Source organism: Vogesella sp. EB (assembly GCF_001037925.1).
GTDB lineage: Bacteria > Pseudomonadota > Gammaproteobacteria > Burkholderiales > Chromobacteriaceae > Vogesella > Vogesella indigofera.
In genome coordinates this window covers 58250-83809 of the sequence record NZ_LFDT01000014.1, presented here as the reverse complement: position 1 = coordinate 83809, position 25560 = coordinate 58250, and the positions used below count along the sequence as shown (strand labels likewise).

At 66.5% G+C, this 25560-nt stretch carries 27 protein-coding genes; 18 read left to right on the top strand and 9 right to left on the bottom strand.

What is annotated here, in order from left to right:
- From ACG97_RS17775 to ACG97_RS10060, 8 genes are all read left to right on the top strand, one after another.
- Positions 1 to 603 (top strand): hypothetical protein (locus ACG97_RS17775; RefSeq protein ID WP_047967223.1); only part of this gene is annotated, 603 nt, incomplete at its 5' end.
- A 2-nt stretch (positions 604 to 605) separates the two neighbouring features.
- On the top strand, positions 606 to 1130 hold the full coding sequence (locus ACG97_RS10090; RefSeq protein WP_047967222.1) for a hypothetical protein: 525 nt from the start codon (positions 606 to 608) through the stop codon (positions 1128 to 1130).
- On the top strand, positions 1127 to 1675 hold the full coding sequence (locus tag ACG97_RS10085; protein ID WP_047967221.1) for a hypothetical protein: 549 nt from the start codon (positions 1127 to 1129) through the stop codon (positions 1673 to 1675). Before ACG97_RS10090 ends, ACG97_RS10085 begins: the two co-directional genes overlap by 4 nt.
- A 2-nt stretch (positions 1676 to 1677) precedes the next feature.
- Complete coding sequence (locus tag ACG97_RS10080; RefSeq protein ID WP_047967220.1) at positions 1678 to 2178, top strand: hypothetical protein; 501 nt, start codon at positions 1678 to 1680, stop codon at positions 2176 to 2178.
- A 65-nt stretch (positions 2179 to 2243) separates the two neighbouring features.
- The gene (locus tag ACG97_RS10075; protein ID WP_082133715.1) at positions 2244 to 4160 is read left to right on the top strand and encodes a secretin N-terminal domain-containing protein; all 1917 of its coding nucleotides are present in this window, start codon (positions 2244 to 2246) and stop codon (positions 4158 to 4160) included.
- A 17-nt stretch (positions 4161 to 4177) separates the two neighbouring features.
- Positions 4178 to 4678: a type II secretion system protein gene (locus tag ACG97_RS10070; protein ID WP_047967218.1), complete on the top strand. Its 501-nt coding sequence runs from the start codon at positions 4178 to 4180 to the stop codon at positions 4676 to 4678.
- 52 nt (positions 4679 to 4730) lie between these two features.
- Positions 4731 to 5111 carry a type II secretion system protein gene (locus tag ACG97_RS10065; RefSeq protein WP_202902741.1) on the top strand — a complete coding sequence of 127 codons (381 nt, stop codon included), beginning with the start codon at positions 4731 to 4733 and terminating at the stop codon, positions 5109 to 5111.
- A 1-nt stretch (position 5112) separates the two neighbouring features.
- Complete coding sequence (locus ACG97_RS10060; protein WP_238377310.1) at positions 5113 to 5694, top strand: type II secretion system protein; 582 nt, start codon at positions 5113 to 5115, stop codon at positions 5692 to 5694.
- A 51-nt stretch (positions 5695 to 5745) separates the two neighbouring features.
- Here the strand turns inward: ACG97_RS10060 and ACG97_RS17610 are convergent, their stop codons facing one another.
- The 5 genes from ACG97_RS17610 to ACG97_RS10040 all read right to left on the bottom strand — a co-directional run bounded on the left by ACG97_RS17610 (position 5746) and on the right by ACG97_RS10040 (position 10752).
- Positions 5746 to 5916, bottom strand: a complete 171-nt coding sequence (locus tag ACG97_RS17610) for a PAS domain S-box protein (protein WP_156168007.1) — start codon at positions 5914 to 5916, stop codon at positions 5746 to 5748.
- Between the two features lie 111 nt (positions 5917 to 6027).
- Entirely contained in the window at positions 6028 to 6552 is a 525-nt protein-coding gene (locus ACG97_RS16935; protein ID WP_162199006.1) for a MarR family winged helix-turn-helix transcriptional regulator, read from the bottom strand.
- A 23-nt stretch (positions 6553 to 6575) separates the two neighbouring features.
- The gene (locus ACG97_RS10050; protein ID WP_047967217.1) at positions 6576 to 8111 is read right to left on the bottom strand and encodes a DHA2 family efflux MFS transporter permease subunit; all 1536 of its coding nucleotides are present in this window, start codon (positions 8109 to 8111) and stop codon (positions 6576 to 6578) included.
- Positions 8112 to 8121: 10 nt separating this feature from the next.
- A complete protein-coding gene (locus ACG97_RS10045) occupies positions 8122 to 9264 on the bottom strand; it encodes an HlyD family efflux transporter periplasmic adaptor subunit (RefSeq protein ID WP_047967216.1) in 1143 nt (380 codons plus the stop codon).
- A 39-nt stretch (positions 9265 to 9303) separates the two neighbouring features.
- Positions 9304 to 10752, bottom strand: coding sequence for an efflux transporter outer membrane subunit (locus ACG97_RS10040; RefSeq protein WP_047967215.1), 1449 nt, complete (start codon positions 10750 to 10752; stop codon positions 9304 to 9306).
- Between the two features lie 105 nt (positions 10753 to 10857).
- Here ACG97_RS10040 and ACG97_RS10035 point away from each other — a divergent pair, with 105 nt between their 5' ends.
- Together ACG97_RS10035 and ACG97_RS10030 are read left to right on the top strand one after the other, a co-directional pair.
- Positions 10858 to 11484, top strand: a complete 627-nt coding sequence (locus ACG97_RS10035; RefSeq protein WP_047967214.1) for a TetR/AcrR family transcriptional regulator — start codon at positions 10858 to 10860, stop codon at positions 11482 to 11484.
- Between the two features lie 143 nt (positions 11485 to 11627).
- Positions 11628 to 12233, top strand: coding sequence for a TetR/AcrR family transcriptional regulator (locus ACG97_RS10030; protein WP_047967213.1), 606 nt, complete (start codon positions 11628 to 11630; stop codon positions 12231 to 12233).
- A 67-nt stretch (positions 12234 to 12300) separates the two neighbouring features.
- Here the strand turns inward: ACG97_RS10030 and ACG97_RS10025 are convergent, their stop codons facing one another.
- The 4 genes from ACG97_RS10025 to ACG97_RS10010 form a co-directional block, all read right to left on the bottom strand.
- Positions 12301 to 13269 (bottom strand): helix-turn-helix domain-containing protein, encoded by a 969-nt coding sequence (locus tag ACG97_RS10025; RefSeq protein ID WP_047967212.1) that lies wholly within the window; start codon positions 13267 to 13269, stop codon positions 12301 to 12303.
- A 145-nt stretch (positions 13270 to 13414) separates the two neighbouring features.
- On the bottom strand, positions 13415 to 15499 hold the full coding sequence (locus tag ACG97_RS10020) for a hydantoinase/oxoprolinase family protein (protein ID WP_047967211.1): 2085 nt from the start codon (positions 15497 to 15499) through the stop codon (positions 13415 to 13417).
- Complete coding sequence (locus ACG97_RS10015; protein WP_047967210.1) at positions 15496 to 17277, bottom strand: hydantoinase B/oxoprolinase family protein; 1782 nt, start codon at positions 17275 to 17277, stop codon at positions 15496 to 15498. Before ACG97_RS10015 ends, ACG97_RS10020 begins: the two co-directional genes overlap by 4 nt.
- A gap of 197 nt (positions 17278 to 17474) precedes the next feature.
- A complete protein-coding gene (locus ACG97_RS10010) occupies positions 17475 to 18815 on the bottom strand; it encodes a cytosine permease (RefSeq protein ID WP_202902740.1) in 1341 nt (446 codons plus the stop codon).
- Between the two features lie 186 nt (positions 18816 to 19001).
- Between ACG97_RS10010 and hpnC the strand changes: the two genes are divergently transcribed.
- The 8 genes from hpnC to ACG97_RS17605 all read left to right on the top strand — a co-directional run bounded on the left by hpnC (position 19002) and on the right by ACG97_RS17605 (position 25538).
- On the top strand, positions 19002 to 19841 hold the full coding sequence (gene hpnC / locus ACG97_RS10005) for a squalene synthase HpnC (protein WP_047967209.1): 840 nt from the start codon (positions 19002 to 19004) through the stop codon (positions 19839 to 19841).
- Complete coding sequence (gene hpnD, locus ACG97_RS10000) at positions 19838 to 20683, top strand: presqualene diphosphate synthase HpnD (RefSeq protein WP_047967208.1); 846 nt, start codon at positions 19838 to 19840, stop codon at positions 20681 to 20683. Before hpnC ends, hpnD begins: the two co-directional genes overlap by 4 nt.
- On the top strand, positions 20680 to 21972 hold the full coding sequence (hpnE, locus tag ACG97_RS09995) for a hydroxysqualene dehydroxylase HpnE (protein ID WP_047967207.1): 1293 nt from the start codon (positions 20680 to 20682) through the stop codon (positions 21970 to 21972). Before hpnD ends, hpnE begins: the two co-directional genes overlap by 4 nt.
- On the top strand, positions 21956 to 22705 hold the full coding sequence (locus ACG97_RS09990; RefSeq protein WP_047967206.1) for an SDR family oxidoreductase: 750 nt from the start codon (positions 21956 to 21958) through the stop codon (positions 22703 to 22705). Before hpnE ends, ACG97_RS09990 begins: the two co-directional genes overlap by 17 nt.
- Before the next feature lie 15 nt (positions 22706 to 22720).
- Positions 22721 to 23323 (top strand): hypothetical protein, encoded by a 603-nt coding sequence (locus tag ACG97_RS09985; RefSeq protein WP_047967205.1) that lies wholly within the window; start codon positions 22721 to 22723, stop codon positions 23321 to 23323.
- Positions 23324 to 23419: 96 nt separating this feature from the next.
- Positions 23420 to 24790 carry a DNA repair protein RadA gene (radA, locus tag ACG97_RS09980; protein ID WP_047967204.1) on the top strand — a complete coding sequence of 457 codons (1371 nt, stop codon included), beginning with the start codon at positions 23420 to 23422 and terminating at the stop codon, positions 24788 to 24790.
- Between the two features lie 14 nt (positions 24791 to 24804).
- Complete coding sequence (locus ACG97_RS09975) at positions 24805 to 25365, top strand: sigma-70 family RNA polymerase sigma factor (protein WP_047967203.1); 561 nt, start codon at positions 24805 to 24807, stop codon at positions 25363 to 25365.
- On the top strand, positions 25362 to 25538 hold the full coding sequence (locus ACG97_RS17605) for a zf-HC2 domain-containing protein (RefSeq protein WP_202902739.1): 177 nt from the start codon (positions 25362 to 25364) through the stop codon (positions 25536 to 25538). The genes ACG97_RS09975 and ACG97_RS17605 overlap by 4 nt, the downstream gene beginning before the upstream one ends.
- Positions 25539 to 25560: the final 22 nt, after the last annotated feature.

Here is a 25560-nt window from a genome sequence, read left to right as displayed (position 1 = left end):
GTGCGCTACCAGCTGATCCCGTGGCGCGAGGGGCTGGACACCCCGGAAGAGTGGCAGGCGCTGGTGCAGCACGCCTTCCAGCAGGTATACGGCGATGCCGCCGCGCAGTGGCTGTACCGCTGGAGCGGCAGCGGCTACGGCGGCCCGCTGCTGGCCAGCGCCATCGACAGCGAACTGCTGCAGGAAGCCGCTGCGCTGGCACAGGAGGCCGGCCTGCGACTGGCGTCGGTGCAACCCTATTTGATGGCGGCCTGCAACCACTGGCGCGGCCAGATCAAGGTTGGCCGCGGCGCCTTCCTGCTGGCGGAGCCGGGGCGGGTGGGACTGGCCTGCTTTGACGAGCGCGGCTGGAGCGACCTGGTGTTCGAGCCGCTGGACGGCGACATCGCCACCGCCTTGCCGGCGGCATTGCCGCGCATGCTGTTGCGCCTGCAGCGCAGCCCGCTGCCGCTGGAGGTGTACGCCTTTGCCGGCGACGGCAGCGCGGTGGTGTGGCCCGAGCCGCAGACGCTGCGCCTGCGCCCGCTGGCGCTGCCGTCGGCGCTGGCCGCCCTGTCCGCGGCGGACCGGGCCGCCTGCAGCATGGCGCTGCTGGGAGACTGAACATGCGCGCGATCGATCTCGACTACGTCAAAACCCGCCACCACTACGGCCGGGGCCTGCTGTTGCTGCTCGCGCTGGTGGTGGTGTTGCTGCAGGGCGGCTACTACGCGGCCCTGCAGCAGGAAGTCGCCAGCCAGCAGCAGATGGTCGCGCGCAACGAGACGGCACTGCAGCGGCTGCAGCCGCGCGCCGCTCCCGCCGTGGCACCGGCGCTGCAACGCGAGATCGCCCGCGCCAACGAGGTGTGGGCGCGGCTGAACCAGTCGTGGCCGCAGCTGTTCGACGCGCTGGAGGCGGCCAGGAACAACGAGGTCGCCTTGCTGGAAGTGGAGCCGGACAGCCTGCGGCAGACGGTGCGCATCACCGCGGAAGTGAAGCGGCGCCCGGCGATGCTGGCCTATATCGAGCGCCTCGGCCAGCAGCCGGCACTCGGCGACATCACCCTGCTGGAACACCACGTCAACCAGCAGGACAAGGAGCTGCCGATCCGCTTTTCGCTGTCGGCACAGTGGAGGGCCGGCTCATGAACACGTTCTGGCCCCGGCTGAACTACCTGCGCCAGCGCGCGGGCTGGCCCTTGCTGCTGCTGGTGTTGCTGGTAATCGGCATGCTGCTGTTCCACACCATGCTGACGCGACCGTTGCAGGGCCAGCTGGCGCAGCTGCAACAGCAGGCGCAGCAGCAGGAGCGCGACATCGTGCGCCTGCGCTACCAGCGCAGCCACCCGGTGGCCAGCCCGCAACTGCGGCTGCAGCGCTTTTATCGCGCCTTTCCGCACCAGGCGACCGCGCCGCTGTGGCTGGAGAAGATCTATGCCGCCGCCGAGGCGCAGCAGCTGGCGCTGCCGCGCGGTGACTACAAGGTGCTGCCGGACCGCAGCGGGCAGCTGCTGCGCTACGAGGTGCAGCTGCCGGTGCGCGGCAGTTACCGGCAACTGCGCGCCTTCGTGGCGCAGTTGCTGGCTGAGAACCCGACGCTGTTGCTGGCCAACCTGCGCTTCAAGCGTGACAGCATCGGCCAGCCGCAGGTGGATGCCGCCATCCACCTGGTGCTGCTGCTGAGGGAGAGCTGACCATGCTTGCACAACGACAACGCTGGTTGCTGCTGGGGGGCGCACTGCTGCTGACCCTGCTGCTGGCGGCCGGCATCGGACAGCCGGAGAGCGAGACCGGGGTGGTGGTGGTCGAGCCGGCGGCGGTGCGTCCGCGCGGCAGCCGCGTCGCAGTCGCACCGCCGGCCGAGCTGCAGGTCGGCAGCCTGGCCAGCCTGCCGCGCGATCTGGGCGCGGGACGGGTCAAGGACCTGTTCCCGGTGCAGAGCTGGTATGTGCCGCCGCCGCCGCCCAAACCGGCGCCGCCGAAGCCGCCGCCATTGCCGTTCACCTATCTGGGCAAGGCGGTCGACGACGGCCAGGTGACCGTGTTCGTGGCGCAAGGGGAACGTAATCTGGTGGTGAAAGCGGGCGATGTCATCGACGGGGTGTACCGGGCAGACAGCATCCTGCCGCCGGTGATGACATTCACCTACTTGCCGCTGCAAATGCAACAGACCTTAGAGATCGGAGTGGCAAATTGAAACGCTTACTCTTTCGGCTGCTCATCCTGTCCGTGTTCGCGGGATGTGCCAGCAACAAGGCTTTCATGGAAGGCAAACAGCTGCTGCTGGACGGCCGGGCGGAAGAGGGCTTTGCCCGCCTGGAAGAGGTCGTCAAGCAGTCTCCGGACAATGTCGAGTACAAGAGCTACCTGTACAACCAGCGCGAGCGCTTCATCAACCAGTGGCTGGCGCAGGCCAATACCGTGCAGCTCAACAGCCAGTTCGACGACGCGGAGATCCTGTACCGCCGCGTGCTGAACCTCGATCCGCAAAACCAGCGCGCGCAGGCGGGGCTGGATGGTCTGGTGCAGGAGCGGCGCCACCGGCTGATGCTGGACGAGGCGCAGGCGCAGCAGCAAAAAGGCGAGGTGGCCCCGGCACTGGCCACGGTACGGCAGGTGCTGGTCGACAACCCGCGCCATCGCGACGCCAGGATCATGCTGCGGCGGCTGGAAGAGCAGAGCGCCGGCGACAGCATCGTCAGCCCGCAGCTGAAATCGGCGCTGGCGCGCCCGATCACGCTGGAGTTTCGCGACGCGTCGCTGAAAGCGGTGTTCGAGATCATCTCGCGCACCGCTGGCGTCAACTTCGTCTACGACAAGGACGTGCGCGCCGACCTGAAGGCCACCATCTTTGTGCGCAACACCACCATCGAGGAGGCGGTGCAGCTACTGCTGGTGTCCAACCAGCTCGACCGCCGCGTGCTCAACGACCGCACCATCATGATCTACCCCAACAACCCGGCGAAGCAGAAGGACTACCAGGAACTGGTGGTGAAAAGTTTCTACCTGGCCAATGCCGAGGCCAAGGATGCGGCCAACCTGATCCGCACCCTGCTGAAGACGCGCGACATCTTTGTCGACGACAAGCGCAATCTGGTGGTGATGCGGGACACCCCCGAGGCGGTGCGGCTGGCGGAGAAACTGATCGCGTCGCAGGATCTGGCGGAGCCAGAAGCGATCCTGGAAGTGGAAGTGCTGGAGGTCAACCGTGCCCGGTTGCAGAACCTGGGCATCGAATGGCCGGGACAGATCGGCTACGGCCTGCTGCAGGGCGGCTCCACCACCGCGGTGCTGGGCACCGGCGGCAACACCATCTCCGAGGTCACTACCCCTGGAAATACCGTGGCGCAGGGCGTGATTGACCTGCGCGCCAACCCCAGCCGGCTGACCACCTTCATCGCCAACCCGGCGCTGCTGGTCAACCTGCGGGCGCAGGACACCAACGCCAACGTGCTGGCCAACCCGCGCATCCGCGTCAAGAACCACGAGAAGGCCAAGATCCACATCGGCGACAAGGTGCCGGTGTTCACCAGCACCGCGGTGGTCAATGCCGGCATCGCGCAGTCGGTGTCCTACCTCGATGTCGGCGTCAAGCTGGAGGTGCAGCCCACCATCGGCCTGGACGAGGACGTCACCATCGATGTCGGGCTGGAGGTCAGCAGCATCGTCAAGCAGGTGAACTTCGGCGACAGCATCGCCTACCAGATCGGCTCGCGCGCGGTGGACACCATGCTGCGCCTGCGCAATGGCGAAACCCAGGTGCTGGCCGGCCTGATCCAGGACGAAGACCGCAGCTCGGTGACCAAGATCCCGGGATTGGGTGACCTGCCGCTGCTCGGCCGCTTGTTCTCCACCAATAACGACAACCGCTCCAAGTCGGAAATCGTGCTGCTGATCACGCCGCATATCGTGCACAACCTGGCGCTGCCGGCCCGCAATATTTCCGAATTCCGCGCCGGTACCGAAAGCAGCATCGGCGGCATGGGCGCGGTCGGCGGCGCACCGTCGCCGATCCCGTCTTCGGGTGTGAGCAGTCGCAGCGTGCCGCCGGCCGCACCGGCGGTGCCGGGCATGATCCCCTTGCCGGGCATCGTGCCGTTCCAGCCGACCCCGGCGCCGAGCACCGCACCGGCCCCGGTACCGATTCCGCCGCCGGCCGCACCGGCCCCGGCGCAGTAGCCGGGCGGGGAGGGAAAATGAAGGCGCCAGCGCAAACCGGCGGCCACCGCGCCCGCGGATTCACCCTCATCGAGCTGGTGGTCACCGTGGCGATCGTGGCGCTGCTGGCCAGCATCGCGCTGCCGCTGGCGGAGCTGACGGTGCAGCGCGGCAAGGAGCAGGAGCTGCGCGTGGCGCTGCGCCAGATCCGCGACGGCATCGACGCCTACAAGAAGGCGGTCGACGACGGCCGCATCCTGAAGGCGGCCGACGAAAGCGGCTACCCGAAGACGCTGGCGGTGCTGGTGGAGGGCGTGCTCGACCCGAAGGACCCGGACAAGCAGAAGAAGATCTACTTCCTGCGTCGGTTGCCGCGCGATCCGCTGGCGGCCGACCCGCAGCAGGACGCCGCCGAGACCTGGGGGCTGCGCAGCTATGACAGCGAGGCCGACGCCCCGGAAGAGGGCGAGGATGTGTTTGATGTCTATTCCAGGGCGGATGGCAACGGGTTGAACGGCATCCCGTACCGGCAATGGTGATAACGCGGCCGCCGTGGTGTGCCGCGTGCGGCAGGGAAGATCGGGCGTGTCTATGAAAATGCACCAAGCGCGTGGCTTTACGCTGATCGAGCTGATGGTGGTGATGAGCATCATCGCCCTGTTGCTGACCATTGCCGTGCCGCGCTATCTCAGCAGTGTCGAGCGTTCCAAGGAGGCCGTGTTGCACAGCGACCTGTTCATCATGCGCGAGGCCATCGACAAGTACTACGGCGACCGCGCCAGGTATCCGGATGCGCTGGAACAGCTGGTGACCGACAAGTACCTGCGCAGCCTGCCGCAAGACCCGTTTACCGAGAGCAGCACGACCTGGGTGGTGGTGCCGCCGGACGACCCGGCCAAGGGCGGGGTGTTCGACGTCAAGAGCGGCGCCGAAGGCGAGGCACAGGATGGCAGCCGCTATCAGGAGTGGTAGTGTGCGCTGCCGTACCCGGCGGGCGCCGGCTGCCGGCCAGCGCGGCTTCACCTATCTCGGGTTGCTGGTGCTGATCGCGGTGATCGGCTGGACCCTGGCCGCCACCGCCGAGGTGTGGTCCACGGTGCAGCAGCGCCAGCGCGAGCAGGAGCTGCTGTTCGTCGGCAACCAGTACCGCGAGGCGATCCGCCAGTACTACGAGCGCTCGCCGGCGGCGGCCAAGCGCTACCCGCCGACGCTGGCCGACCTGCTGCTGGACAAGCGCTATCCCACTGTCCAGCGCTATCTGCGCCAGCTGTATCCCGACCCGATGACCAGCAAGCCGCAATGGGGGCTGCTGCGCGCGCCCGACGGCGGCATCGCCGGCGTCTACAGCCTCGGCGGCGGCGTGCCGTTCAAGGTCGACCAGTTCGAGCCGCGCGACGCCGCGTTCAAGGGCGCGCGCAGCTACGCGCGCTGGCAGTTCAGCTACCAGATCGTCGGTGGTGCCGCACTGCAACCGGATGCGGCCAACGAGGACGGCGAGAGTGAGCAGCCGTTCGACGCGCCGGCCGACAACGCCGATACCGGCACTGACGGCTGAGCGCCGATTGGACGCGATGCAATCTGCCGGGATGGCCCGCGCGCCGGTTCTTCACGATGCCCCGCCGGGACTGATCGGCCTCCGGCGTGCGCCACATGTCTTCAAATGCCCTGGATGGCAGATGATGTTGTGTGGCTGGCCGATCCGCTCGTCCTGATCGAATCCGCTGGCGCTGATGAAGGCCGGGTTGGCCCGCAGGATCACGCCCTTGCGGTCGGTCATGCTGACCAGCGGGCGATGGAACTCCCGCGGGTACGCCTGCCCGGTCACCGGTTGATGGTGTCGCCTGCTGCGCTTTCGTATCGGGTTATGGGCGTCATGGCACGCTTGCCGTCATCCGGCAAGCGGTCCGGCGTGTGCCAAGATCTTCTTTTGTAACCGTAGCAGCAGGTTTTTCTCGGACAGGCTCAGGACGGAGAATGTCCGCTCGGCCTGCTCGTGCAGGCGCGGCAGCAGCGCGTCCATTTGCGCGATGCCCCGCGCCGTCAGTCGCAGTTCGATGGTGCGTCGGTCATATGCACTCCGGGAGCGCCGGATCAGCTGCATGGCTTCCAGCTCGTTGCCAATACGGGAGACGTTGGTCGGCTGTTCCCCGGTGCTTGCCGCCAGCGCGGAGGGGGTCATCACCCCATCCTGCGCCTGGTACAGCACCAGCAAGGTGGCGTAGGTCACCGGGGTCAGGTGGGCTTCGCGCAGCGTGTCGTGCATGTCCGCCAGCATCACCTTCCATAGGCATTGGAGCTGGTGAACCAGTTCCATGCTTTGTGGCGAATTGGGCGGCAGGCCGGGCTTGCTGCGGGTGAGCAGTGCTTCGGCAGCCCGGACGGTACGCCGTCCGGGCTTGGCGGGATGGCTCATGGTGCGGTCCATTGGTATCGGCCTCAGTGCACGTTGCTGGTATCGGCGACGCGGGTGGGTCTGGGCGCGAGCCAAACCACACAGGCCGCCACCACGAACGACAGGCCGCTGATCCAGAACACCTCATTGGTCGACAGCATGATGCTTTGACTGTCCACCAGATAATTGAGCAGGTTGCGTGCCGGCTCCGTTCCGAAGACCGTCCCCATCGAATGTACCGCTTCGCCGCCGGCATCGGACAGGCCGGTCAGCACGTCGTGGTAGTACTTGGCCTTGTCCTCCCAGGCCGTGGTCACCAGCGAGGTGGCAATCGCGCCGGACATGGTGCGCAGGAAGTTCATCAAGCCGGCGGCGGCGGCCATCTCGTGTTCTTCCACACTGGACATGGCCAGGCCGATCAGCGGTACGAAGAAGAACGGCATGCCGAGTCCCTGGAAGAAAAGGGGCAGCGCTACCTGCACGAAACTGATGTCGGTGGTGGCAAAGCTGCGGAACAGCGTCACCGCGCCCAGCCACATCACGCCCATGAACACCAGTGGTCGCGGATCCATGCGCGTGGTCAGCTGCGCCACCAGTGGTGCGGCCAACACGGACAGGATGCCGCTGATGGCCTGCGCGATGCCGGCATCCGTCGCGGTGTAGCCCATATAGCTTTGCAGCCATTGCGGGGTGAGCACGGTGGCACCAAAGAACGAGCCGAAGGCGAGGGAAATGGTCAGTACGCTGACCCAGTAACCACGGTGGCGGAACACGCGCAGGTTGACCACCGGGTTGCGCTCGGTGAGTTCCCAGATCAGGAAGGCGGCGAAGCCGATCACCGCGACGATGGCCAGCGTCACGATTTCATTCGACGCAAACCAGTCGTGGTTCTTGCCTTCATCCAGCATCAGCTGCAGCGCCGCGACCCAGATCACCAGCAGTACCAGCCCGATGCTGTCAATGCGCGAACGCTGGATGGCGCTTTCGTGGCGCTTCAGCATCTGCCAGGCGATGTAGCTGCAGATCAGCGCGATCGGCACGTTGATGTGGAAAATCCACGGCCAGCTCACCTGGTCGCACAGCACGCCGCCCAATAGCGGCCCCAGCACCGGCGCCACCAGCGTGGTCATGCTCCACAAGCCAATGGCCGTACTTTGTTTCTCTTTCGGGAAGATCTGTTGCAGCAGGGTCTGCGACAACGGCATCAGCGGGCCGCCGGCCAGACCCTGCAGCACGCGGCAGGTCAGCAGCATCTCCAGCGAGGTCGACATGCCACAGAGCATGGAGAACAGGCCGAACAGCAGCATCGAGGTCACGAACAGGCGCACGGTGCCGAAGCGTGCCGTCAGCCAGCCGGTCAGCGGCACGGTGATGGCTTCTGCCACCGCATAAGAGGTAATGACCCAGGTGCCCTGGTTGGCAGCCACACCTAGGCCGCCGGCGATATTGGGTACCGAGACATTGGCGATGGTGGTGTCGAGCACCGCAATAAAGTTGCCCGCCGCCAGCGCCCCCGCGGCCAACCATAACTGGGCGCCGCTTAGCGGCGCAGGCGCGGCATGTGTTGTCGTTGCTGACATCGTGGTTTCCTCAGTTGTCGCGGGTGTCGATGGTTGCGGTCATGGACAGGCCCACGGACAGCGGGTGTGCCTTGAGTTCGGCCGGATCCAGCGCAATGCGTACTGGCAGACGCTGTACCACCTTGATCCAGTTGCCGGTAGCGTTTTGTGCCGGGATCATGGCGAAGGCCGAGCCGGAGCCGCCGGCCAGGCCCACGACCTTGCCGTGATAGACCGCCTTGCTGCCATACAGGTCGGACGTCAGCTTGACGGCTTGGCCGAGACGAACCTTTTCAAGTTGCACTTCCTTGAAGTTCGCATCGACGTGGGCCTGTTGCAGCGGCACCACCGACAGCAGGTTGACGCCGGCCTGTACGCGCTGGCCTACCTGCACCTGGCGCTTGGCCACCACGCCGTCAACTGGGGCGCGGATGACGGTGCGCGCCAGGTCGAGCCGGGCCTGGTCGCGCTTGGCGCGCGCCAGGGCCACTTCAGGGTTGGTGTCGACCGTGGTGTTGGCGGTCAGCGTCTGGTTGCTCTTGAGCGCCTCGACCGCCGCTCGGTAGTAGGCTTCGCTTTGTGTCGCGGCTGCTTCCGCGTCGCGGTATCTGGCCTCGGCAACGGACAGTGCGTTCTTGGCATTGCTCAACTCCTCGGCCGATACGGAGCCATTCTTGACCAGTGCCTCGCGACGCTTGAAGTCAAGCTGCGCGCGCTCCAGGTCCGAACGCGCCGACGCCAGTTGCGCGGCGGCTCGAGTCTGCTCGGCGCTGCGTGCCTGCACCTGCGCCGTCAGCCCGGCATCGTTGGCGAAGAAACCGCGTACGCGACGTTCCGCGCGTTCCAGATCGGCTTGTGTCTGCGCCAGCGCCAGCCTGGCATCGCTGTCGTTCAGCAGCACCAGGATGTCTCCTCTCTTGACGTGCTGGGTGTCCATCACCTGCACCGTGCGCACGGTGCCGGCGACTTCCGGGGTGACCTGGGCAATTTCGGCGGCCACGTAGGCGTTGTCGGTGCTGACGTAGTGCGAGGCGACAAGCACCCAGTAGCTGCCGTAGCCGATGGCGGCCGCGGCGATGGCGCCGCCCAGCAGCATGAACAGTTTTTTGCGACGTACCGGCATTTCGTCTGCAGGCATCTGGGCGGCGGGAAGAGTTTGGGCTTGGCTGGTCATGTCATGTTCCTCGAAAAGTGTGATGGTTCGTATGTGTTATCAGGTGCGGTCGCTCTGGTAGCCGCCACCCAGCGCCTTGATCAGGGCGACGTCCTGGGTAAATTGCTGGCTCTGCAGGTCGGTCAGCACTCGGCGGGCGTTGATGACGCTGTCTTCTGTATTCAGCACGGTCAGGTAATTACCCAGCCCGCCCTGATAGCGTTCCAGGGACACGCGGTAAGCCAGTTGCGCTGCCTGCAGCGAGGCCTTGCGCAGCTGCAGTTGCGGATCCAGCATGCGCTGTTGCGTGACGGCGTCGGCCACCTCGCGCAGCGCCTGGGCCAGCGTCTGGTTGTAGCTGGCGACCGCACTGTCGTATTCGGCGCGCGCGACGCGGTAGCCGCCTTCCAGCTGGCCGCCACGGAAAATCGGCAGGCTGATGGCCGGGCCGATGCCGGCGATGCCGGCGCCGCCCTTGCTCAGCATGTCGATGCCGAGCGACTGGACGCCGAGGTAGGCGCCCAGATTGACGTTGGGGTAGAAGCCGGCGTGGGCCACGTCGATACGCTTGGCAGCGGCTTCGGCGCGCAGGCGTGCCGCGACCAGATCCGGCCTGCGGCCGATCAGTTCGGCCTGTACCTCGGACGGCAGACCCTGCGCCTGGCTTAGGTCAACGCTCGGCCGCGCAATGCTCTGGCCGCGGTCCGGACCGGCACCGGTCAGGGCGGCCAGCTTGTTGCGCTGCAAGGCGATCGCCTCGTCGACCGCGATCAGGTCGGCTTCCGCGCCAGCACGGCGCGATTCGGCCTGGTAGCCGCTGCCGAGGGTTTCCAGCCCGTTGCGCTGGCGTTCGTTCAGCAGTGCCTCGCTGCGGCGGCGGACTTCCACGGCTTGCGCGGTGGCGTCGCGGTCGGCATGCAGGCGGGCCAGTTCGGCGTAGGCGGCGGCGATGGCGCTGGTCAGCATCAGCCGGGTCTGTGCGGCTTCGGCCTGGGCGGCGGCGAGCTCGGAGGTCGCGGCGGCGACGGATGCACGATTCTTGCCCCAGAAGTCCAGTTCATAGCTGAAGTCCAGCGCTATGCGGGCCGAGGTGTTGAAGCCCTGCGGCATGGCGGCACGCGGCGTGCCGTTGTTGTAGCTCTGCTTCTGGCGCATCACGCTGGAATTCAGGTCCACGCCGGGGAGGCGGCTGGCGCCGGCCTGCTGGGCATAACCTTCGGCCTTGAGGATGCGGGCCTGTGCGGTGGCTAGGTCCGGCGCATTGGCCAGCGCCTCTGCCATCAGCTGGGTGAGCTGGGCATCGCCGTAGCGTTGCCACCACTGTTGCCCAGCCCAGCTGTTGCCGGTACCGGCCAGGCTCTGGCTGCTTTGCAATTTTTCCGGGGTGTGCAACTGCGGCTGCGGGCCGAGATCCGGCACGCTGGCACAAGCTGCCAGTGCGGCAGTAAATGCCAGAACAAGGCCGTTGCATGCGATGTTACGTGCTGAGTTTCGCGGGTAAGCGGGCATTGCGTTCTCCTATAAGTAAACCCATTGGTAAAGTTATAGCAATAAGCTACAATGGCTGTCAATACTTAACTTAACCGTACAGTAAACTTATAAAGAGAGGGAGATATGCGAGTGAAGAGCGAGAGCCGGCGGCAGGCGATAGTCGCCGCAGCGGCCGAAGTGTTCCTGGAACGTGGTTACGAGATCGCCTCCATGACGGAAATCGCCGAGCGATCCGGCGGATCGAAAGCCACGCTGTACAGCTACTTTCCTTCCAAGGAAGCGCTGTTCCTTGTGGTGATGAAGCAACAGGCCGAAGAATACATGGTGGAGGCGTTTGGCCGTTTGTCGCCGGGCAGTGATCTTGCCGGGACCTTGCGGAAATTCGGAGAGCACTATCTGAATGTGATACTGCTCCCGGATCTGCTCATCATGCGCAGCATCGTCATGGGCGAGGGGCCGCGTTCAGGTATGGGGCGGGTGTTTTTTGACAGCGGCCCGGCGGAAGGGTGGGGGCAACTGGCGCGGTTTCTCGAAGGGGAAATGGCGGCCGGCCGCCTGCGCCCCGCCAGGCCCTGGCGGGCGGCCCTGCATCTGATCAATCTGCTGGAAGCAGACTTCCTCGAGTTCTTTATGACCGGATTCGTGCAGAAACCCGGTGCAGAGCAGATCGTGGAGTCAGCTCGGGAGGCGGTCCAAATGTACTTGCAGGGCTACAGTCCGGAACCGCTCCCGTGCACGGGTCATGGCTGAGGATTGCAGGTCTGGTGGCCAGGGAGCGGGAGGCATGCGGGCAAGCCCGCAACTGAACGAAGGCCGCTGTTCATGTTATAACTAAACCGTTTGGTTAAATACCAGTGCCATTGGTGATGAACGATGAACAGGGTTGAGGCGGCATGCGTGTAAAAACTGAAGACAGGCGCCAGGCAATTGTTGCCGGGGCGGCCAAGGTGTTTCTCGAGCAGGGCTTCGATGCCACCTCGATGGCACAAATCGCCGCGCAGGTCGGCGTGACCAAGCCTACGCTTTATGGCTATTTCCCGTCGAAGGAAGATATCTTCCTCCACGTGATGAAAAAAGTGGCGACCGAGCTGCTGGCGGCATCCTTCGAGCGCCTGGCGCCGGGCAAGGATCTGGGGCAGACCTTGCTGAATTTCGGTGAGCACTTTCTCGCCAGCATGCTGCAACCGGATCTGATCACGTTACGCGGCATCATCATGACGGAGGGACGGCGTTCGGGTATCGGGGCCCTGCTGTTCGACAAGGGGCTTGCCCAGGAAATCGCAAAACTGGCCGCTTTCCTGGCGACAGAAATGGAGGCCGGCCAGCTGCGCCGGGCAAAGCCCGACACCGCGGCCGCCCATCTGCTGGGCATGCTGGAGTCGGAATACCAGCAGCACCTGCTTGGTGCCGCCAGTGAGCCGCCTACGCCAGCACAAGTTTCACAATCCGTTCAAGATGCTGTGGCCGTGTTCCTGCGCGGCTATGCGCCGGCTGCGTGACGCGGCTGCATTCAACGGCGCCAGTCAGCCGGCGCCCGACATCCCTTAGTCTGCCGGCTTGATACCGCTAGTGCGCCTTGCCCAAGCGTGCCGCCTGCAGCCGCTCGCGCTCCTCGCGCGGGGTACAGCCGTAGCGCTGCTTGAACACCCGTGAAAAATGCGACTGGTCGGTAAAACCCCACTGGTAGGCCAGCTGCGCCAGCGTTTGCGGCTGCGGGCTGCCCAGCGCCTGGCGTGCGCCCGCCAGCCGCTGTTCGCGCAGCCACAGGCCGAAAGTCTGGCCGGTGTCGCGGAACAGGTCGTGCAGGTAGCGCACCGAGATGCGGCAGGCGCCGGCGATCTGCTCCGGGGCCAGGCGGGTATCGGCCAGATTGGCGCGTACGTAGCGCTCGATGCGGTTCAGGTGCGCGGCGCGCACGCAGGAGGCCTGCGAATCGAGCACCGCCGGGTTGCCTTCGGTGGCGGCGACGAACAGCTCCAGCAGCTGCTGGCCGACCAGCGGGTGCAGGCAGTCGTCGCCCTGTTCCAGCCGTCGCCCGACCGCGCCGAGGTAGTCGGCAAACAGCGCGCCGATGCTGTGGCTGCCGTCAAAGGTCACCGCGCAGTAGCGCTCCGGATTGCGCAGCCGCGCGCGCAGCAGGTGGCCGGGGATTTTCAGCACCCACAGGTTGTTGGCGCGGGTGTGGTGGAATTCGTAGGGATCGTTGCTGCGTTCGAGGATGAAATGGCCGGCGCCGCAGTGCGCCTCGCGTCCCATCTGGCTGAAAAAGATGGCGCTCTGCCGCGGCAGCGACACCAGGAACTGCTCCTCGGCGGTGTCGTGCATCTCGCCGCGCACGCGGCGGTAGCTGAGCGGGCCGCTGCTGAGCCGCGACAGCGACTGCTGCCCCAGCTGCCAGCAGCTGAGGTCGCCCTCGAAGCGCGCCGGATCGAGAAAATCCAGCTGCAGGTTGAAATAGGTCTGGCCGATAATTTCCTGCCAGCGGCGATGGCGCTCCGCCGGCGCGGCGGCGGAGGTCGAGTAGTGCTGCATCATGTGTCGTCTCCTCTGGTGCCACCCCGGGATCGAGTCCGCCCGTCGTCGTTGCGACAGGATGCGCGGGTGTGGCGGCCGGCAGGTTGCCGGCGCTCATCACATGGGCCGACTGCAACGTTGGCCGCAGTCGACATTGCATCATTGCCTATTCTGCCCAGCGTGTCAGTTGATAACTGCCGGACTCGTGCAGCACCGCCTGCCAGCCGGGGCGGATGATGACGGTGGTGGTCGGCTCCTCGATGGCGGCGGGGCCGACGATACGGTTGCCGGCCTTCAGTTGTTCGCCGCGATAGACCGGTGTTTCCACCCAGCGGCCACTGTCGTCAAAAAGCATCGCCCGGAAGCCGTCGTGCGCCTGCGCCACGCCATCCTCGCCGGATGCCAGGTTCGGCAGCGCCGGCTTGTCGACCAGGCCGCTGACGGTGCACTCCAGGTTGACCAGCTCCACCGGGTTGTGCGGTTCGCTGTAGGTGAACAGCGCCTCATGGCGCGCATGGAAGGCCTGCAGGATCTGTTCGGCGCCGTCTGGCGTGATCTCGCCGTTGGCGATCTCCACCGTGCACTCGTGGATCTGGCCCTGGTAGCGCATCTCCAGGCTGCGGTGCACGCGGATGTTGCCGTCGTCAAAACCGTCGGCGCGCAGGTGACTGCGGCCCTTGGCCTCCATGTCGTCGAACAGCCGGTTCAGCGTGGCGAGATCGGCCTCGCGGTGCAGCCGCATTGGCGCGCTGGCAAGGAAGTTGTACTTCACGTCGGAAATCACCTGCCCGAACGCGCACAGGCAGGACGCGAATTTCGGCACCAGTACGGTATGGATACCCAGCTCCTCCGCCAGCGCGGTGATGTGCATGCCGGTGGCGCCACCGGCGCAGATCAGCGCGAAGTCGCGCGGGTCGTAGCCCTGTTCGATAGAGATGCGGCGGATGCCGTTGGCCATGTTCATGTTCACCAGCGTGCTGATGCCGTAGGCGGCGCGCTCGACGCTGATGCCCAGCGGCTCGGCCACGTTGGCCGCAATCGCGGCGCGTGCCTTCGGCTGGTCGAGGCGGATGCTGCCGCCCAGCACCGCGTCCGGGCGCAGGTAGCCCAGCGCCAGGTTGGCGTCGGTGACGGTGGCGCGCTCGCCGCCCTTGCCGTAGCAGGCCGGGCCGGGGCTGGCGCCGGCGCTGTGCGGGCCGACTTCCAGCATGCCGAAGGTGTTGATGTGCGCGATGGAGCCGCCGCCGGCGCCCAGCGTCTCGACGTGGATCATCGGCACGCCGATGCGGTGGCGCAGGAAGTCGATGTTGCGGTTGAGGTTGGTCTGGCCGTCCTTGGCCAGCGTGATGTCGAACGACGTGCCGCCCATGTCGACGGTGATCACGTTGTCGATGCCGAACGGCCTGGCGATGTACAGCCCGGCCTGTGGTGCCGACGCCGGCCCGGAGTTGATCGCGTTCACCGCCCGCTCGCGCATGATGTTGCCGACCGCCAGCCCGCCGTTGGACTGGAAGTAGCGTACCGGGCTGTGGGCGCCCAGCTCGGCGAAGAACTGGTCGATGCGCTGCACGTAGCGGCCCATCACCGGGCTGAGGTAGGCGTTGACGATGGTGGTGGAGGTGCGGGTGTACTCGCGCACCTGCGGGTAGACCTCGCTGCCGCTGCACACGAACACGCCGGGCAGGTGCTGCGCCACCAGCTCGCGGGCGCGCTGCTCGTGCGCCGGGTTGCGCACCGACCACACGAAGGAGATCGCCACGCTCTCGACGCCCTCGGCGCGGAAGTGTTCGATGGCGGCGAGGATGTCGTCCTCGTTCAGCGCCTCGTGCTCGCTGCCGTCGGCCAGCACGCGGCCGCGCACCGGGCGGCGCAGGTGGCGCGGCACCAGCTGCGGTGCCGGCGGGTAGCTGGCGTCGTAGCGGTAGCCTTCTTCCTTGTGGCCGAGGCGGATCTCGATGCTGTCCTCGTGGCCGGCGGTGCACAGCAGGCCCACCTTCACGCCTTTCAGCTCGATCAGCGCGTTCAGCGCCACGGTGGTGCCGTTGATGCACAGGTCGCAGTTCTGGATGATGTCGCCGACCGGCATGTCCAGCGCCTCGGCCATCTGCTGCAGGCCGGCGGCGATGGCCTTGGTGCCGTCTTCCGGCGTCGATGGGCTCTTGAACAGGCGTAGCGGGCCGTTGTGCTCGGCCAGCACGAAGTCGGTAAAGGTGCCGCCGGCGTCCACGCCCAAACGGAATCGCTGTTTCATGCTGATGCTCCCAGGTTCAGTTGCTGACGCAGCGCGGTGGTGGCGGCGTCGTCGATATGCAGGCTGTCATCGGCGATGACCACGCCGTATTCCTCGCGTGCGGCCAACCTTGAGATCAGCCCGTTCTTCAGGTCGGCCAGTACCTGCGCCGGCGGCCGCTGCCACGGCAGGCCGTAGCCACCGCCGCCGGGGTTGATGTTGCGCGCACGCTGGCCGGGCTTGAGGGTGGTGATCACGTTGTGGCGGTGCACGGTCAGCGCGCCGTCGTGTTCCACTTCCAGGCGGCCGAGCTTCTTGTCGAGCAGCACGTCGTGCGCGCCGGCGGCGCCCATGGTCGGGATCTGGCGGCCTTCGCCGAAGGCGATCACCGTCATGTCGTGGCCGCGCGGCTCCACTTCCCACACCGTGCCGCTGCCGCCGCGGTGCGCGCCGGCGCCACCGCTGTCCTGCAGCAGGCCGTAGCGGTGGATGATGATCGGGTAGGCGTATTCCAGCAGCTCGATGTCGCCGGAGCTGAGCGCGCCAAAGCAGCACAGCGGGCCGCAGGCGTGCCAGCCGTCCATGTACTGGGTGGCGCCGGCGCCGGAGATGATGGAGGCCAGCACCATGGTCACGTATTGCTCGCCGGTGGCGGGGTTGATGCCGGCGATGTTGATGCCGCTGGCGTGACCCCAGGAGGCGGTGACGCGCTCCGGCGCGGCGGCCTCGAACGCCATGCGCACCGCGTCGGTCAGCGTTTCCATCGGCGTGGTGGTGCAGTTGACGTGCGGCGCCGGCTCGGCGGCGTTGCACAGCGTGCCGTGGGCGCCGAGATCGACCGATACGCAACGGTACAGCCCGGCGTTGTACGGCGGCGGCACCTGCGCGAACATCATCAGCCCGAGGTAGACGCCGGACATCGAGTTGCCGGCGTAGGAGTTGATGAAGTAGGGGATCTGCGGCGGGCTTTGCACGCTGATGTGCACCTTGTCGCCGCTGACGGTGACCTGGGTCTTGATGGTCAGTTCGCCGTAGCCGTGGCCGGCGTCTTCCAGCACCGCCTCGCCGTGGTAAGTGCCGTCGGGAATGGAGCGGATCAGCGAGCGCATGTGGCGGTCGGCCATGTCCTTCAGCTCGGCGATGGCGGCGCGCACGGTGGCGAGGCCGTACTTGTCCAAGAGCGCCAGCAGGTTGCGCTCGCCGACGCGGCAGGCACCGAACTGGGCGTTCAGATCGCCTTCCTGGTCGCGGCGGGCGCGCATATTGCACAGCAGCAGGTTGACCACGTCGTCGCGGCGGCGGCCCTGGTCCCACAACTTCACCGGCGGGATGCGCAGGCCCTCGGCGTAGATCTCTTTTGCGTCCGGGTTGTAGCCGGCCGGTACCGGGCCGCCGATGTCGGTGAGGTGGCCCTTGCACACCGCCCAGAACACCAGCTCGCCCTGGTAAAACACCGGCTTGTACATGCAGCAGTCGAGGATGTGGCTGCCCTGGTACACCGGGTCGTTGTGGTAGATCACGTCGCCTTCGTGGATGTCGTCGCCGAAGAAGTCGGCCACCGCCTTCATCGCCGGGATCAGCGAGCCGAGGTGGATGGGGATGTCCTGGCCCTGCAGGATCATTTCCGGCAGGTTGTCGAACAGCGCGTTGCTGTAGTCGTGTGCCAGGTTGAATACGCTGGAGCGGCCGGTTTTCTCCAGCGTCAGCGTCATTTCGCGTTGCGCGGTTTCCAGTGCGCCGCGGACCACGGCCAGCGTGATCGGGTCGATCACGGCTGGGACTTGATGCGCTTGTGTCATGGTGTGTCTCCGTTTTCTGGGGGGCAGCAATGCCTGTTGCCTGACTGCTACGGTAAGAACTTGTCCGGCCAGCGGCTTGCACCAGCGCGCAGGAAATCTGGTCTGCCAGTGCAGTGTGTGGCGACAAAAAAACCCCCGCAGCCAGGTGCGGGGAAAAGAGGAGTGAAGACGGTAAAAATGAAGCGGGAACGGCGCGCTCAGCCGCCCTGCGCCGCGGCCAGGCGGCTTTGCGACAGCTGCTGCAGGTAGCGGTACAGCCCGAACGACACCAGCGCGGTGGCCGGCGCCGAGAAGCTGGCCAGCAGGCCGCCGCTCTCCAGCAGCGCGATGCCGCAGCCGGCGGCGACAAACCAGGCGCTGATGCCCTCGCGACGCACCGCCTTGTTATCGTCCGGCGCAAGGTTGGCCGCAGGGTGGCTGAGGATGTGGGCCAGCGCGATGCCGACCCACGCCACCACGAAGATGCCCTGGTAGGCCAGCGCCTGCAGGATGACGCTGAACACATTGCCCAGCATCAGCAGGTAGACGATGGCGCCGACCACCACGCCCCACGCCGCCTTGGGCAGGCGCAGGCCGCAGCTCTTGTCGAAGAAGGTCTGCATGTTGACGGTGGCGAGGTAGAAGTTGGCGGTGTTGATGCGCGTCTGGCTGACCCAGACAAAGGCCAGCCCGACCCAGCCCATCAGTTTCAACAGCGCCAGCACCACCGATACCTCGCTGACGCCGCCGCTGGTCGGAATGCTGGCGGCGAGGAAGATACCGACCACGCCGTTGAGCAGGAAGGTGAACAGGTAGAACGGCAGGCCGAAGTTGAAACGGGCGTGATAGTCGCTGTCTTCGTTCTTGCCGAAGCGGGCGTAGTCCCAGGTGTACATCATCAGGATCCACACCCCCATGAAGTAGCTGAAGCAGTGCCACCAGCCGTCGGCCGGCGCGCCGCCGGCCGGGGCTAGCTGCAGCCAGGCGTCGCTGTAGCCGTACTCGCTGATGGTCAGGATCACCGCGGCGGCCAGGCCCGACAGGTAGAACGGCAGCAGCACGCCATTGAGCTTGTCCAGCCAGCGCTGCACGCTGCCCAGCACCAGCGGCACGCTGTACACCACCACCAGCAGATAGGCGTGCTCGATCGACAGCGCCGGAAACATGTGCTGGATGGCGACCGCGATCACCGAGCCCTCGAACACCGCGTAGTAGATGGCGGTGGCGAAGAAGATCAGCGTCGCCAGCGAGGCGCCGGAGTTGCCGAACAGGATGCGCGAGAACAGCCCCACCGACAGCCCGCTGCGGATCGCGTAGCGGGTGATGATGCCGTTGATCACGCTGTAGCACAGTGCCGACAGCGCGAGGCCGATCAGCGTGTTGACGGTGCCGTAGTTCAGCGCCAGCGTGGCCGAGACCACCAGCCAGAACATCGCGCTGCACACCGACCACCACGCCATGCTCAGCCCCAGTCGCCCCATGCGCGCATCGGCCGGCACCGCGCTGCGGGTGAAGTCCGGGTCGTCGTGCCGCTGTGCTTGATTGATGATTGTTGCCACGATTGTCTCCTTTGTTATCAGCCTGATGGCCTGGAGTCATCGTAGGAAGGCGCTGCCCGGCGGGATAGCACGCCAGCGCAGGCTTTATGGTGCGCCAGTGCAGGCGCACGGCTGCCGCGCAATAAAGCAAGCCCGCCGCCGGCTTGCTTTATAATGCCGCTTTTGTTGACGGGCGGTGCGCAGGCAATGTCGGTTGGTCATTACGAGAATTTCCCGGTCGGTTCCCTCCTGCTGCCGCGGCGCATGCGCCGCGCGGTGCACGTGATCTATCACTTTGCCCGTCATGCCGACGATATCGCCGACGAGGGCGATGCCCAGCCGGCGCAAAGGTTGGCCGCATTGCAGGCGCTGCGCGACGAGCTGGCGCGCATCGAGGCCGGCACCGCGCCACAGCTGCCGCTGATGCAGGATCTGGCACGGGTGATCGCCGACTACCAACTGCCGCTGGCGCCGTTTTACGACTTGCTGTCGGCGTTCAGCCAGGACGTGGAAAAGACGCGCTACCAGGACTTTGCCGAGCTGGTCGACTACTGCCGCTGCTCGGCCAACCCTGTCGGGCGCCTGATGCTGGCGCTGTACGGCGAGCGTGATCCGCGCAGCCTCGCGATGTCGGACGGCATCTGCACCGCGTTGCAGCTGATCAACTTCTGGCAGGACGTGGCCATCGACTGGCAAAAGGGCCGCGTCTACATCCCGCAAGACGATCTGGCAAAATTCCGCGTCAGCGAAGATCAGATCGCGCGCGGCGACGCCGGCGGGGTGTGGCCGATGCTGATGGACAAGGAAGTGAAGCGGGCGCTCGCCATGCTGGAGGCCGGCTCGCCGCTGGCGCTGAAGCTGAAGGGGCGGCTGGGCTGGGAGCTGCGCCTGATCGTGCTCGGCGGCGAGCGCATCCTGAAAAAGATACACGACGCGCGCGGTGACGTATTCACGCAGCGGCCGGTGCTGACCAGCCGTGACTGGCTGGCGATCATCTGGAAGGCGCTGAGCGCGCGTTCCGGCAAAAACAAGAGGAGACGGGCGTGACCCCGCAGCAATATTGTGAAGACAAGGCAAAGCAGAGCGGCTCCAGTTTTTACGCCAGCTTCCGCTACCTGCCGCCGCAACAGCGTGACGCGATGGTGGCGCTGTACGCGTTCTGCCGCGAGGTGGACGACGTGGTGGACGAGATCCACGACGACAACGTGGCGCGCACCACGCTGGCGTGGTGGCGCACCGAGCTGGCGGCGCTGTACCACGGCACGCCCAGCCATCCGGTGATGCTGGCACTCAAGCCGCACGTGGCACGCTTCGAGCTGCCGCAGGCGTGGCTGGCGGAGATCATCGACGGCATGCAGATGGACCTGGACGTGCCACGCTACAACCGCTTTGCCGACCTGCAGCTGTACTGCCACCGCGTCGCCGGCGTGGTCGGCCAGCTGTCGGCGCAGATTTTCGGCTATACCGACCGCGCCACGCTGAAGTACGCGCACGAGCTGGGGCTGGCGTTCCAGCTCACCAACATCATCCGCGATGTCGGCGAGGACGCGCGCCGCGGCCGGCTGTACCTGCCGGTGGAAGACCTGCAGCGCTTCGGCGTGCCGGCGTCCGAGGTGCTGGCCTATCGTGAGTCGCCGCAGTTCGAGGAGCTGATGCGCTTCCAGATCGAGCGCGCGCACCAGCACTACCGCAAAGCGTGGGAGCTGCTGCCGGCGGCGGACCGCAAGGCGCAGCGCATCGGCCTGGTGATGGCGGCGATCTACCGCGCCACGCTGGACGAGATCGCGCTGGACGGCCCGGGCAAGGTGCTCAACCAGCGGTTGTCGCTGTCGCCGGGGCGCAAGATCTGGCTGGCGTGGAAAACCTGGACCTTCGGCTACAAGCCTTGACACCACGCGTCGCCGTCATCGGCGCCGGCTGGGCCGGCCTCGCCGCCGCCATCACACTGGCGCCTGCGGCCAACGTGGTGCTGTTCGAGGCCGGCAAGATCGCCGGCGGTCGCGCCCGCCGCGTACCGCTGGACGGCATGGCGCTGGACAACGGCCAGCACATCCTGATCGGCGCCTACCGCGAATCGCTGCGCCTGATGCGGCAGGTGGGCGTCGATCCGGCGCAGGCACTGGCCAGCCAGCCGCTGCGCTGGCACCAGATCGACGGCGTGCAGCTGCACTGCCCGGACTGGCCGGCGCCGTGGCATATGCTGGCCGGGCTGTGTCGTGCCAGGGGGCTGGGCTGGCGCGACAAGCTGGCACTGGCACGGCTATTGACCCAGCTCAGGGTGCGGCGCTGGCGGATCGGGCAGGATGTCGCGGCGCTGGACTGGCTGCGGCAGCGTGGCCAGTCCAGCGCCGTGCTGGACGGATTCTGGACGCCGCTGATCCTGGCGACGCTGAATACGCCGCCGGCGCAGGCGTCGATGCAGCTGCTGGCCAATGTGCTGCGCGACAGCCTCGGCGCCGCGCAAGCTAACGCCAGCCGCCTGCTGCTGCCGCGCACCGACCTGAGCGCGCTGTTCGCCGAGCCGGCGCTACAGTGGCTGGCCGGCGCCGGCGCGCAGCTGCGCCTCGGGCAGCGGGTGCGGCACATCGACTGGCACGCGGCGCGGCCGCTGGTGGACGGCGACGCGTTCGATGTGGTGCTGATTGCCACCGCGCCGTATCACGCCGCCGCGCTGGCGGCGGACGAAAAACTGTCCGCCATGCTCAAGGCGTGGCAATACCAGCCGATAAGTACCCTATACCTGCGTTTCGAGGGCAGGGTGCGCCTGCCGCAGGCGATGACCGGCTTGCAGCGCGGCATCGGCCAGTGGTGGTTCGATCGCGAGGCGCTGACCGGCGAGGCCGGGCTGGTGGCGGTGGTGATCAGCGCCGCCGGCGAGCACGACACGCTGTCGCGCGCGGCGCTGACGGCGCGGGTGCTGGCCGAATTGCAGCAGCATGTGCCGGACTTGCCGCCATTGGCGGCCAGCTGGCAGATCACCGAACAGCGCGCGACCTTTGCGGCCAATGTTGGCCTTGCGCGCCCGGCGCCGCGACTTGGCGTAAAATCCGGCTATCTCGCGGGTGACTGGTTGTGTGCCGACTATCCGGCGACGCTCGAAGGCGCCGTCCGCAGCGGCATCGCCAGCGCCCATGCCCTCATGCAGGACTGGAAAAAAGAACATGATGCAAACGTTTGACAAAGATTATCTCGCTGGCCGCGTGGTGCTGGTGACCGGGGCAACGCAAGGTATCGGCCGCGAGACGGCGCTGGCCGCCGCGCGCCATGGCGCCACCGTGGTATTGCTGGCGCGCAGCGTGAAGGGCCTGGAAAAGGTGTACGACGAGATCGTGGCGGCCGGCCTGCCGGAGCCGCTGGCGATTCCGCTGGACCTGCTCAAGGCCAGCGACGACGAATTCAATACCCTGGCGTTCCAGATCAAGCAGGCGGTGGGACGGCTGGATGGCATCGTGCACTGCGCCTCGCACTTCTATGCGCTGTCGCCGCTGGTGGACCAGCGCATCGACGAGTGGATGAACCAGTACCGCATCAACACCGTGGCACCGTTCGCGCTGACCCGCGCCTGCCTGCCGCTCTTGAAGCAGGCGGCCGACGCCAGCGTGGTATTCGTCGGCGAGACCCACGGTCAGCGTCCGGGGCCGTTCTGGGGTGCCTTTGGCGCCTCCAAGGCCGGGCTGGGCTATCTGGTGAAAGTCGCCGCCAACGAGTGGGACGTGTGGCCACAGCTGCGCGCCAACCTGCTGGTGCCGGGGCCGGTCAACTCGCCGCAGCGCACCCGCACCCATCCGGGCGAAGCCAAGAGCGAGCGCGGCGAACTGGCGGCACTGATGCCGCACATGCTGTACTGGCTGGGACAGGCCAGTGCCGGGCGCAGCGGCGAGATCATCGAGCTGGATCTGCGTCCGTCGTAAACCACAAGGACAAGTATGCGTGCCTATCTGTTATTACCAGCGCTGGCGCTGCTGAGCGGCTGTAACTGGGTGATGAATGTCAGTGGCCTGGCCGCCGAGGCCAACAAGGCCATCGGCGCCGCCTGCCGCCAGACCGGCCGCTCGCTGGAGACGTGTTACACCCGCAATCCGGACGCGGACAAGGCGCAGATCTACGCCGGCTGGCGCGAGATGCACGAATACATGGCCAAGAACAAGCTGGAAACCATGGAGCCGCCACCGGAGCCGGCGCCGGACTTGTCCGCGCCGCTGGCCGCGGTCGACAGCAGCAGTGCAAAAACGGCGGAACATGCCGCTCAAAAAAAAAATGAGCCAGCCGTAGCCTCGCTGGCACCGCTGGCGAAGCGGCACCCACTGACCAGCGATGAAGCCGACGAACTGGCGCGCAACGACCCGCAAGTGGAGGCGATCCTGTCGACCATCCGCCGCAACGAACAGTCCGAGGCCAAGCCCAAACCCAGCGGCCCGTCGCCTTCGGAGCAGCGTCTGCTCAGCCTGATCAACGAGCAGAGCGCGCCGCCGGTGGCCGCGGGGCAGGAGGATTCCTTCGGCAAGCCGGCCGCCGTGGTCAAGAAATAATCACCCCTGCTACGCAGCTCGCGGGGACGCCCCGCATTTCCTGTTTCAACCCGCTAGTGCCGGCACTAACGGGTTTTGTCATTTTTTGAAGACGCCATGGCCAAATTCAACAAGACCCTCTATCAATGCACGCAATGCGCGGGCAGCTCGCCCAAATGGCAGGGCCAGTGCCCGCACTGCGGCGAATGGAACACGCTGACCGAAACCGTGGCCGCGCCGGCCCCGGTGGCCAACGCCCGCTACCAGAGCTGGACGGCGCAGACGCAGCCGGTGCAGCAGCTGTCGCAGGTGCAGGCGGCGGAAGTGCCGCGCGAGCCGTCCGGCATCGAGGAGCTGGACCGCGTGCTCGGCGGCGGCATCGTCAAGGGCGCGGTGGTGCTGCTCGGCGGCGACCCCGGCATCGGCAAGTCCACGCTGCTGCTGCAGGCGCTGTCCGCCATCGGCTCGACACGCAAGGTGCTGTACGTGTCCGGCGAGGAGTCGCCGCAGCAGATCGCGCTGCGCGCCTCGCGGCTGGCGGTGGACGCGGCGCGGGTGCGGCTGCTGTCGGAGATCCGCCTCGAATCCATTCTTGCCACGCTGCAGACCGAGATGCCGGAAGTGGCGGTGATCGACTCGATCCAGACGCTGTATTCCGACCAGGTGACGTCTGCGCCCGGCTCGGTGTCACAGGTGCGCGAGTGTGCGGCGCAGCTGACGCGGATGGCGAAGCAGAGCGGCATCACCATCATCCTGGTCGGCCATGTCACCAAGGAAGGCTCGCTGGCCGGGCCGCGCGTGCTGGAGCACATCGTCGATACCGTGCTCTATTTCGAGGGCGACAGTCACTCCAGCTACCGCATGATCCGCGCCATCAAGAACCGTTTCGGCGCTGCCAACGAGCTGGGCGTGTTCGCGATGACCGACCGCGGCCTGAAGGGGGTGTCCAACCCGTCGGCGATCTTCCTGTCCAGCTACCGCGACGACGTGTCCGGCTCCTGCGTGCTGGTGACGCAGGAGGGCACGCGGCCGTTGCTGGTGGAAATCCAGGCGCTGGTTGACGATGCCCACGGCTTCCAGCCCAAGCGCCTGACCGTCGGGCTGGAGCAGAACCGGCTGGCGATGCTGATGGCGGTGCTCAACCGCCATGCCGGCATCGCCTGCTTTGATCAGGATGTGTTCCTCAATGCGGTGGGCGGCGTCAAGATCAACGAGCCGGCCGCCGACCTGGCGGTGATCCTGGCAATGGTGTCCTCGCTGCGTAACAAGCCGCTGCCGGAGAAGCTGGTGGTGTTCGGCGAGGTCGGCCTGTCCGGCGAGGTGCGGCCGGTGACACGCGGCCAGGAGCGGCTGAAAGAGGCGGCCAAGCTCGGTTTCGAGCGCGCCATCGTGCCGGCGGCCAACAAGCCGCGCCAGGCCATCGACGGGCTGGAGGTGATCGGGGTGGAACGCTTGTCCGAAGCCGTGGAATACTGTGCCCGTCGTTAACCGCGGGAGCCGGCATGCCGCCCAGTGTTGAACAGATCGAGGCCGAACGGCCCTACCTGCTGCGCTTTGCGCTGGCACAGCTGCGCGACAGTGCCGCCGCCGAGGACGCGGTACAGGACGCGCTGCTGGCGGCGCTGGAGGCGCGCGAGCGCTTTGCCGGCAAGGCCAGCCTGCGCACCTGGCTGACGTCCATCCTGCGCTTCAAGCTGATCGACATCGTGCGCAAGCAGCACCGCGAGGTGGCCACCGACCTGTCCGAGGATCTCGACGACAGCGACCTGGACGGCCTGTTCAGCGCCAGCGGCCACTGGCAGGAAAAGGTCAGCGCCTGGGGCGCGCCGGAACAGTCGCTGCTGGCCGCCCAGTTCTGGCAGGTGTACGCGCGCTGTGCCGAGGCGATGCCGCGGCGCACCGCGCTGGTGTTTGCCATGCGCGAGGTGCTGGACATGGAAATCAGCGAAATTTGTCAGAATCTGGAGATCAGCGCGACCAACTGTTCGGTGATGCTGTATCGCGCACGGATGAGCCTGCGCGAATGTTTGCAGCTGCGCTGGCTGCAGGGGGAAAACGCATGATGCTCAGTTGCCGCGAGGCCAGCCGGCTGATCTCCGACGCCATGGATCGCAAGCTCAGCCGCTATGAACAGGTCAGCCTGCAGTTCCACCTGCTGCTGTGCCAGAACTGCCGCCATTTCCGGCAGCAGATGGCGACGCTGCGTGCCGGCATCCGCGAAGGACGCCAGCGCTGACGCTAATGGCAAAAAGCCGGAT